Genomic DNA, 6,714 nt, shown 5'->3' on the forward strand with positions numbered 1-6,714 from the left:
GACGGCCCGCTGAAGCTGGTTGGCGATCACGCCATCCAGGTTGCACTGCACACCGACGTGGTTGTCGACGTGACGGTGTCGGTGCTGGGCGAACACGCTTAAGTGCATTTCGTCTGCATCGGCCGCCGGGCTTAGCCTGGTCGCCGGTGCAACAGGTGTGCTGCAGTAAAAGAAAGGCGGGAACCGCGTGCGGTCCCCGCCTTTTTTGTTTTTCCGTCTCCCTTCGCTCCATCATTTCGCCGATAATTCCTCCCCATGAACGCACCGTCGAAAGATCCCCAACTGGATGCGCTGAAGGTCCCGCCGCATTCCATCGAAGCCGAGCAGTCCGTCATTGGCGGCTTGCTGCTCGATAACGCCGCATGGGACCGTATTGCGGACGTAATGTCGCATGGCGATTTCTACCGCTACGACCATCGGATCATTTATGAGGCGATCGGCAAGCTGATCGCGACCACGCGCCCGGCCGACGTGATCACCGTCTACGAGGCGCTGACGAATACCGGCAAGGCTGAGGAAGTCGGCGGGCTGGCGTATCTGAATGCGTTGGCGCAAAACACGCCGAGCGCTGCAAACATTCGCCGTTATGCGGAAATCGTGCGGGATCGGGCGGTGTTGCGCCGGCTGGTTTCGGTCGCTGATGAAATTTCCGCCGACGCATTTAATCCGCAGGGCAAGGAAGTGCGCCAGTTGCTGGACGAGGCCGAGGCGAAGGTGTTCTCGATCGCGGAAAGCGGCGCGCGTGGTACGCAGGGCTTTCTGGAGATCGGGCCGTTGCTGACCCAGGTGGTCGAGCGTATCGACACGCTTTATCACACCGCGAATCCTAGCGATGTGACTGGCACGCCAACCGGTTTCGTCGATCTGGACCGCATGACGTCGGGCATGCACGGTGGTGAACTGATTATCGTGGCGGGCCGGCCGTCGATGGGTAAAACCGCGTTCTCGATGAATATCGGCGAATACGTGGCCGTTGAATATGGTCTGCCGGTAGCGGTGTTTTCCATGGAAATGCCGGGCACGCAGCTCACCATGCGTATGTTGGGCTCGGTCGGCCGTTTGGATCAGCACCGGATGCGTACCGGTCGTCTCACCGACGAAGACTGGCCGAAGCTCACGCACGCAGTGCAGAAAATGAGCGAGGCGCAAATTTTTATCGATGAAACGGGTGGTCTGAACCCGATGGAACTGCGCTCGCGTTCACGCCGTCTGGCCCGGCAATGCGGCAAGCTGGGGCTGATCATCGTGGATTATTTGCAGCTCATGTCCGGCTCCGGGTCCGCCGGTGAAAACCGTGCGACCGAAATTTCAGAAATCTCGCGGTCACTTAAAAGCCTCGCCAAGGAACTCGATGTTCCCGTGATGGCGCTCTCACAGTTGAATCGCGGGTTGGAGCAGCGTCCGAACAAACGCCCGATCATGTCCGATTTGCGTGAATCCGGCGCTATCGAACAGGACGCGGACGTGATTCTTTTCATTTATCGCGACGAAGTCTACAACCCGGATAGTCCGGATAAAGGCACGGCCGAGATCATTATCGGTAAGCAGCGGAATGGTCCGATCGGTCCTATTCGCCTCACGTTCCAAGGGCAATACACGAAGTTCGAGAATTTTGCCGGCGCGCAGAATTTCTACGGCGATTAGCGGATTTATCTGCGGGACCTACCGCGAAATCATTCGCCGCCCGAACTTGCCGGTGCTGTTCGGCTCAGCATGAGTGCCCCGTCAGCACAGGATTGCGCGCCAGGATCTCGGCCAAAATATCGGTGGTTAGCCGAATCTTGGTCAGCCGGCGGCCCCTTGATCCGCGAAACAAAGAAACCCTATGCCAACGCCAAGTGCCCACTTTCAGTGGCGACTATTTCGTTAACCGAAGCACTCCCAAATTGCCCGCAATCTGCTGGAATATGGCATCGAGTGTCGGGTTGTCCGGCGCGTGATAATAATTTCCTGGACTGGCGCAGTCTTGCATCGTTTGTTGCGCAACCGATTTAGAGGCACTGATACCGAAGGTGATCGCGTACACGATCACACCGCTCTGCTTGATTGCTGTGCAAACAGCCGACTGGAAGGTGTTGACGTCATCAGGCCAGCCTGCGTTGTTGCCGCTCGTCGGATCGGCCGGGTTGTTTCCATGGAGTTCCGACGAGTCGATCAGGCCAGTACTGAGAGAAGTGCCGTCAGTGCGCACAACGGTGGGGGCGGCAAGACTGCGCGAGCCGACGCCTGACAGGCCGTTGAAATACAGGTCGTTGGGTATCGTGCCGGCCGCGCCAATCTGATTCTCGCCATCCGTCAAAACAATCATGACGCGTTGCAGTCCAACCGTGGTCTCCGGCTTGGGAAAACTTGGATCAGTCGAAATCCAGCCATTGCCCTTGGCGACACTATTGGACCAAGACGACGCCAGCATGCGCCATCCCCACAGCAAGCCCTCCGGAATGATCGTTGAACCACCCGCAGTCATGTTGTTAATTGCCCTGGTGAGCGTTGGCTGGTCATTGGTGAGGAAGGTAACAGGCTGCGCGATGCAGTCGCTGTTCTGTGTCAGGGTTGTCGTCCCCTTTCCACTATTGGACACCTGGTCATAGTAGATCCCGAGGCCAGAGCCCGTTACATTCGACAAATAGCCGCTGCAGTAGTTGGGTTCGCCATTTTTATCCAGTGTGACAGGCACACCGAGTATCGTGGAAGTGGTCGATTTGCCGCAAAACTGATTGGTATATGAACGAATTTGCAAGCCGGCGGCCGGTACGTTGTAGTAGTACGGCGTGAACTTGAGCGTGTCCGAAGGGGAATAGACATTCGGATACAAAAATCCGTTCGCGTCCCGCGGCTCGACTGCGCAGCCGCCCCATCCGGCAACTTTATTTTTCGCGGTCATTCCGACATTCGTCGTGTTGTAGGCGAATGACGGATTCATCCAGCTGCCCGCTGCAGGCAACGCGCCACTGACATTTACGGTGCTCGCGAAGGGCACGAGACCGACGTAATAGGTGGAGACCGCTTGTGCATACAAATCTTTCACGAGACTCGACGTCGCCGCCTGGAGGCCCGCCATCTTGCTCGGCCCGTTCCCTGACCCGGCGGCAGGATCGTTCATGGACCCAGTGTTATCCAGGACCATGACGAGTTCGAGTGTGCTTTGCGGGAGATACAGCGCGGTGTTGTTGGCAGCCAGGGGCGTGGTGGTCGGCAACGTCGTGGCTCCGGAACCGGACCCCGAGCCATTGCCGGGCGTCCCAGGCAAGACGACCGGGGCGATCAGTTTCAAGCTGCCCGTCGCCGACAGTTGAATGGTTTCTCCCGCGGCCGGTGTACCGGTCACCGTGGCCACAAAGCCGCTGTCCGGCATGGTGAGCGACATATAGCCGCTTGGCATGTTCGCGTTGTAGTAGGCGCGTGCGTCCTGCTGCCATTGTGCAACCGAGAGACTTGCGCCGTGCGCGAGATCAATGCCTGCCGAAAGTGTCGCGACATCGAGCGCCGATTGCATGCGCGAGTGCGTCATGCCGCCGTCGATCGTATCGAGCGCAATGCACATGCACGCGATCATCATGCTGCCGCATAGTGCGAACACGACTGTGACCGCACCCTGATCCCCCTGCAGCAACATGGCGGCGCGGCGCAGGTTTTTCGGCTTCCTCTCGCGGGCGATCCGGACATCGCGACGTTTTTTAGCGGAGCGAGTCACCATCATTCCGATACCAGTGTGAGCGGCTGAAGAGTACGCGGACGCACGTAGATACGCTCATAGAGCGTCTGCGTGCCCGGAGCACCGGGCCACAACCCGGTCATCATCGCGAATGGGTTGAACGTGTAAAAAACCTCCACCACGATGGCTGAGTCTCCGTTGCGAAACGGCCAAGTCGCGGGAAGAATGTTGGCAGCAGTCAACCTTGTCTTCATGCCGCTAGCGTTCCATGGGGCATTTGCATGCCACCAGATTTGCGGCACGCCCACCGCCATGGTCGGCGGAGGCATCGCCGGCCACGCACACGATGATTTGGCTTCGCATACCGAAGTAATGACAACGCCGCCACCCTGGTTCAAGCTGTTCGGTGCGCTTAGCATCGCAGCTGCGTTCCAGATCGAACCAAGATCATTCGAGTCGGTTGTGGCGTTGGTATTGATGAGCCGTGTTGTTTGCCCGAGCGAATCGGCCAGCGTGAAAGCTGTGTGTTCCAGCGCGCTTACCGTGCGCATATACAGGTAGATCTCGCTGAATCCCACCATCAGCAGCACCATGACCGGAATGATGATGACCAGTTCCACTGCCACACTGCCACGGTCCGAGCGAAGCAGTTGCTGAAGAGCCGTGCGGAACCCCGAATGTCTGCGCGAGCGTACTGTGGCGAAGGCAGTTGTCATTTTTCGTTCTGCACAATGTAGTTGCGCTGAAAAGTCAGCAGGGGAATGCCAACTAGTTGGGGAATTCCGGAAATGCCCGGCGTTGTCAGCGTGATGTTGTACGACACAACATCACCGAGCGAACCAAGCCCCGCCGTGTAACTGCTGCTGCCGACATCGTTGTACGTGCTGTAGTCGAGCTCGGTGATGGTGAGCGTTGTTTTGGGCAGCCCGGTCCAGCCGCTCATGATGTTCTTCACGATCTGTTGCGCCTGGGCCGCCCGCGTCCCCGAGGCAGGGTCGGTCGTAGTCAGCCCCACGCGGGACGCAGATTGAGCGGCGATCTGCACGGTCGCGTCGATCATCATGTCGACTGCGAGCTCCACAGTACCCAGCACGAAGATGAACAGGAATGGCGCTGCGATCGCGAACTCGATCGCCGACACGCCGCTGCTGTCGCGGCGTAGGGCAGAAAGGAAGCGCACGAATCTGCGCAGATCCGCAGCTTTCATCGCACGCTCGACGCCTGGATAGACGCCGTCGGCACGGCTGTAGCCACCGTGGCAGGATGGCCCGCCGTCTGCGTCAAAAGGGCGCGCTGGATTTCGTAGAAGCGCAGGTTGTCCTGTACTGACACCTTTGGCAACGTCTTTCCAAGAATTTCGGCTGCGGCCTCGGTATTGCCAAGCAGCCCATAAGCGAGCGCCAGATCCTGGCGTGCCTGCGGCGGTGCTTCTGGATAGCGCGTGACGTCGAGCAGCACGTTGGCGCCTTCGCGCGGGTTGCCGCCGAGCACCAGCGACAAACCCAGGTTCACGCTCAGTAGCGGATCGCCCGGATTGGCTTTCAGCGCCTGTCGCAACACCGCTTGCGCGCCCACGTGATCGCCCTTGAGGTCGAGCGCTGCGCCTAAACCCGCCGACGCCATCGGATCGCCCGGCATGCGGGAGAGCACGCCTTGATAGGTCGAGATCGCATCGTCGAAGCGGCGTTGATGGATCGCGACGCGTGCAATGCCGATCAACGGCGCCACCGCGGCGGGATCGAAACTGCTGGCACGCTGGTAGTAGACGCCCGCCCGGGTGAAGTCACCGACCGCGTAAAGCGTGTCGCCAAGCCCGGTCAGGCCCGGCACGGACTTCGGATCGGCCTTCACGACCTTGTCGAAGAGCGAAGTCGCCAGCTCGATGTTGCCCGAGTCCAGGGCGGTCGCCGCGATGCGCAATTCGCCCATCGCGCCCGGCGACGAATTCCGTGTCACCGGTCGCGCTTCGGTCACATGCTCGGTCGTCGTGCAACCGGCGCCCGCGAGCAGCAGCAAGCCGCTTAGCGCCGCGAGACGCACGAATCGGACTACTGACACTGAAGCAGCGGCTGGCGAGAAGTCATCAGAAAGCGGGGCGGATGGGTTCATTTTTTGTGGATAACTTCGAGAAGCTGAATGACGGCCGGCCCCGCTGCGATCACAACGACCGCCGGAAGAATGAAGAGCATCATCGGGAGGACCATTTTGGGCGCCAGCTTGGCCGCTTTTTCTTCAAGGGTGACGATGGCCGTCAATCGTTCCGTGCGCGACAAGATACGCAGTGCCTGAGTGATCGGAGTGCCATAACGCATTGATTGCGTCAGCGTCGAGATCAGCGCGCGGATCGAGGGCAGGTCGATGCGCTCAGCGAGCCCGTGCAGCGCGCGGCTACTGTCGCCGGAAAGCTTCAACTCGTCGGCGGTCAGTGAGAATTCCTCTGACAGGGGCGGGCAGATCGTCGCGAGTTCATCGGCGACGCGCCGGATGCTGACGGCGAGACTGTTCCCGGCATTCGTGCAAATCACGAGCAGGTCGAGTGCATCGGGCAGAGCGCCGGCCATCTCCTTGCGCCGCCGTGAGGCCCGGAATGCGATCGCGTATTCGGGGAGCATCATGCCGATCACGAAGGCGCCCATCATGGCCGCACCGCGTCCAACCGGAAACGATCCGATCAGAGGAATATATTGGCCCAGCATGACCGTCGGCGCAGCACACAGGAGACCGAAGCAAAACTTCACTGCAAGAAGAACCGACACTGCATAGTGGCTGCGATAGCCGCTGCGAACCATTTCCTGACGAAGTTTTGCGCGGTATTTTGCGTCGAAGAGCGGCAGTTTGTCGCCGAATGTGGCGAGCCGGCGCAGGACGCGGCGGCGAAAAGTCTTTTCTTGTCCGTCGTCTTCGAAATCGGCCGGGGCTGTCTGATGACTGAGCGCGGCCTCGCGCACACGCTCGGCAATACGCCCACGTTTTCCGCCATGCTTGGTTGCCCACCAGATCGCGAGCCCGGCGAAAAGCGCCAGCAGCATCAGCAGATTGATCAGCGTCTCGACGTTGGA

At 59.7% G+C, this 6,714-nt stretch carries 7 protein-coding genes; 2 read left to right on the forward strand and 5 right to left on the reverse strand.

Annotation, left to right across the window (positions count from 1 at the left end; all coding sequences use genetic code 11):
* Positions 1–102 (forward strand): 50S ribosomal L9 C-terminal domain-containing protein (locus JWR14_RS13115; RefSeq protein ID WP_366144531.1); only part of this gene is annotated, 102 nt, incomplete at its 5' end.
* Between the two features lie 153 nt (positions 103–255).
* Entirely contained in the window at positions 256–1,644 is a 1,389-nt protein-coding gene (locus JWR14_RS13120) for a replicative DNA helicase (RefSeq protein ID WP_031359785.1), read from the forward strand.
* A 214-nt stretch (positions 1,645–1,858) separates the two neighbouring features.
* Here JWR14_RS13120 and JWR14_RS13125 read toward each other — a convergent pair whose 3' ends face one another.
* The 5 genes from JWR14_RS13125 to JWR14_RS13145 are packed head-to-tail and all read right to left on the reverse strand — an operon-like array spanning position 1,859 to position 6,684.
* Positions 1,859–3,700 carry a VWA domain-containing protein gene (locus JWR14_RS13125; RefSeq protein WP_299707052.1) on the reverse strand — a complete coding sequence of 614 codons (1,842 nt, stop codon included), beginning with the start codon at positions 3,698–3,700 and terminating at the stop codon, positions 1,859–1,861.
* A complete protein-coding gene (locus JWR14_RS13130; protein ID WP_299707055.1) occupies positions 3,697–4,371 on the reverse strand; it encodes a TadE/TadG family type IV pilus assembly protein in 675 nt (224 codons plus the stop codon). Before JWR14_RS13130 ends, JWR14_RS13125 begins: the two co-directional genes overlap by 4 nt.
* Positions 4,368–4,862, reverse strand: a complete 495-nt coding sequence (locus tag JWR14_RS13135; RefSeq protein ID WP_299707058.1) for a TadE/TadG family type IV pilus assembly protein — start codon at positions 4,860–4,862, stop codon at positions 4,368–4,370. Before JWR14_RS13135 ends, JWR14_RS13130 begins: the two co-directional genes overlap by 4 nt.
* Positions 4,859–5,713, reverse strand: a complete 855-nt coding sequence (locus tag JWR14_RS13140; protein WP_299707061.1) for a tetratricopeptide repeat protein — start codon at positions 5,711–5,713, stop codon at positions 4,859–4,861. Before JWR14_RS13140 ends, JWR14_RS13135 begins: the two co-directional genes overlap by 4 nt.
* Positions 5,714–5,760: 47 nt before the next feature.
* Positions 5,761–6,684, reverse strand: coding sequence for a type II secretion system F family protein (locus JWR14_RS13145; protein WP_299707064.1), 924 nt, complete (start codon positions 6,682–6,684; stop codon positions 5,761–5,763).
* Between the last annotated feature and the right edge of the window lie 30 nt (positions 6,685–6,714).

This window comes from Caballeronia sp. (genome assembly GCF_028292365.1).
GTDB lineage: Bacteria > Pseudomonadota > Gammaproteobacteria > Burkholderiales > Burkholderiaceae > Caballeronia.